Annotated in this window: 2 protein-coding genes and 1 pseudogene; 1 reads left to right on the plus strand and 2 read right to left on the minus strand. The window is 69.6% G+C overall.

All coding sequences use genetic code 11. The features are described from left to right. The first annotated feature begins 156 nt into the window (after window positions 1–156). The gene (locus DBR34_RS10640; protein WP_128096767.1) at window positions 157–513 is read left to right on the plus strand and encodes a VOC family protein; all 357 of its coding nucleotides are present in this window, start codon (window positions 157–159) and stop codon (window positions 511–513) included. A gap of 150 nt (window positions 514–663) precedes the next feature. Here the strand turns inward: DBR34_RS10640 and DBR34_RS10645 are convergent, their stop codons facing one another. After that, a complete protein-coding gene (locus tag DBR34_RS10645; RefSeq protein ID WP_128096768.1) occupies window positions 664–1,413 on the minus strand; it encodes an SDR family NAD(P)-dependent oxidoreductase in 750 nt (249 codons plus the stop codon). A gap of 208 nt (window positions 1,414–1,621) precedes the next feature. After that, window positions 1,622–1,880, minus strand: a pseudogene (locus DBR34_RS10650) (hypothetical protein); the annotation flags it as partial.

Below are 1,880 nucleotides of genomic sequence, written 5' to 3' on the forward strand. Positions count from 1 at the left end.
ATGCCGACCAGTCGCACCTGAGCCGCGAGGTGCGGGCGCTGGCGGGGATCGGGGCGGCGCAGCTGTGCGCGCAGTGGCGCAGCTGACTGGCCGTTTTGTTCAAGACCGGCGCGGCCGCGGTGGCGATGCTGGGGCTCCTTTCAACGAGATGCCTCCATGAGCACCGCACACGGCAACGATCGCCGGATCGACAACATTGAATTCAACGTGGCCGACATCGCGCGCAGCAAGGCGTTCTACGGCAGCGTGTTTGGCTGGTCGTTCACCGATTACGGCCCGGGCTATACCGAGTTCGACGATGGCCGCTTGCGCGGTGGGTTCACCACCGATGCGCCGGTGCGTGCGGGCGGGCCGTTGGTGATTCTGTATGCCGACGACCTGGTGGCCACGCAGCAGCGGGTGGAAGCGGCCGGGGCGGACATCTGCCGGGCGGCGTTCGACTTTCCGGGTGGGCGGCGGTTTCATTTCCGCGATCCGGATGGGTATGAGTTGGCGGTGTGGACAGCCGCCTGAGGTAGAGCCGACCAACGGTCGGCTGCCGTGAGCGGTGGGTATGCGCCAAGGGCAGCCGACCAACGGTCGGCTCTACCGGTTCGGGCGTGCGGCCGCGGTGGTGGCCTGTTCGGGCGTGTGGCCGAGGTGTCGGCCAGCGGTGCCCTTGGATCAGTCGCGTGCGACCTGGAAGCCGGCGAACGACTGGCTTACCGGCATCAGTTCCAGGCGGTTGATGTTGAGGTGCGCCGGGAGGTTGGCCACCCAGAAGATCTGCTCGGCGATGTCGTCGGCGGTCATCGGGTTGGCACCGGTGTAGAGGGTGTCCGAGGCGGCCTGGTTGCCGTGGGTGCGCACCAGGGTGAACTCGGTTTCGGCCATGCCCGGCTCGATGGTGGTGACGCGCACGCCGGTGCCGTGCAGGTCGGCGCGCAGGCCCAGCGAGAACTGGCTGACGAAGGCCTTGGTGCCGCCGTAGGCGTTGCCGCCCGGGTACGGGTACACGCCGGCCACCGAGCTGATGTTGATGATGGCGCCCTTGCGCTCCACCAGCTGCGGCAGCAGGCGGTGGGTGAGGGTGACCAGCGCGGTGACGTTGGTGTCGATCATGGTGCGCCAGTCTTCCAGCGAGGCGCTCTGCGCCGGGGCGGTGCCCTGGGCGAGGCCGGCGTTGTTGACCAGCAGGTCGATGGCGGCGAAGTCGGCCGGCAGGGCGGCCAGCGCGGCCTCCATGGCGGCGCTGTCGCGCACGTCGAAGACGGCCGCGTGTACGCGCTCGGGACCGTAGGCGTCGACCAGCGGCTGCAGCCGTTCAGCGCGGCGGCCGGTGGCGATGACGCGCCAGCCGGCCTGGGCGAAACGATGGACGGCGGCAGCGCCAAAGCCGGAGGTGGCGCCAGTAATCAGAGCGGTACGGGTCATCGGGGTACTCCGTGGGAATCACGGGTATTTTCGCACCGATGCGGGGGGTGTGTGCCGGGGGCAATGTGCCGCACGGGGCGGGATGGCGTAGAGCCGGGCTCTGCCCGGCTGTGCGTGGGTGGCCGGTTCGCGTGCAGCCGGGCAGAGCCCGGCTCTACGTGCGGGCGCGGGGATCTCTGGCAGCCGGGCAGAGCCCGGCGCTACGCGATCAGCGGATGCGGAAGACGCGGGCCTTGGGCAGGTCTTCGTCCACCTGCAGGAACCAGCGGCCGGCGATGCCGGGCACCACCACGATCTCGGGGTTGCTGCGGCTGGCCTTGAGCTTCATCTCGCCCTTGAGAACCTGCCACTGCTGACCGTTGTCGAGGGTGAACACAGTGCCGGGTGCCCAGCCGTCTACCTGGCCGGTGACCTTGGCGGTGATGGGGCCGTCGTCCAGGCCCGGGAACATGGGGGCCGGGGTAGGC

It is taken from the genome of Stenotrophomonas sp. HMWF003 (assembly GCF_003061285.1).
GTDB lineage: Bacteria > Pseudomonadota > Gammaproteobacteria > Xanthomonadales > Xanthomonadaceae > Stenotrophomonas > Stenotrophomonas maltophilia_AP.